The sequence below is a fragment of the Alphaproteobacteria bacterium genome, assembly GCA_024244705.1.
GTDB lineage: Bacteria > Pseudomonadota > Alphaproteobacteria > JAAEOK01 > JAAEOK01 > JAAEOK01.
The window spans coordinates 1-666 of sequence record JAAEOK010000076.1 but is presented as its reverse complement, the minus strand read 5'-3'; the positions used below and the strand labels follow the sequence as shown (position 1 = coordinate 666).

The 666-nt window shown below is 46.2% G+C and carries 1 protein-coding gene; it reads right to left on the bottom strand.

The genetic code is table 11. From position 1 onward, the window contains the following. Positions 1 to 139: 139 nt before the first annotated feature. Complete coding sequence (locus GY791_13600; GenBank protein ID MCP4329459.1) at positions 140 to 346, bottom strand: hypothetical protein; 207 nt, start codon at positions 344 to 346, stop codon at positions 140 to 142. Positions 347 to 666: the final 320 nt, after the last annotated feature.

Sequence of the window (666 nt, the reverse complement as noted above, 5' to 3'; positions counted from 1 at the left end):
GGTATTCCTTCAGAGCTCTTGTTGCTTCGTCTTTCCTGCTGTATATGAATACTGCATCTAACTTGCTGCTTCTGTGAGAGAATACAGCTGCATACTTCTCACCTTTCCATCCTTTAGTAGACCAGGACATTACGTCGACCTAAACAACATTGTTTCCACTTGGGGCAGCAGCTGCCCGTACTGGCGTCCGTCTAGGCTTTGATAGCAGACAGTGTGTGCAGTCTTCCGGTAACCCCTTCCCACCTGTGATACGTATTTCACTTTTGCTGGCTAACATGCTGAGTTTCTTGTTTCCAGGGTGACCCATTCTGTCGTGCCACGCGCTCCACAAGGCTGATGCCAGCATTGTCTGTCCTGAGATGCCCAGGGTTCCAATGATCCCCCTCATGTATGTCTATACTGTTAAACACAAACTGTTGTGTTGCAAGTCAATGCACACTTGAAGCATCGCCCGGCGATTATGTGATTCATCGTTAGGGTGAGTTATATTTTGTAGCGTAGTACTTTGTGTTTAACAGTATAGACATACATGAGGGGGATCATTGGAGCCCTGGGCATCTCAGGATTCCAATGGTCACACTTCCATGTATGAAATAGAGATGGAAGATAGTTCCGCCAACATTTCGTAGATTGATCGTTGTGAGTACGTAGTAGCAACATAGTAGT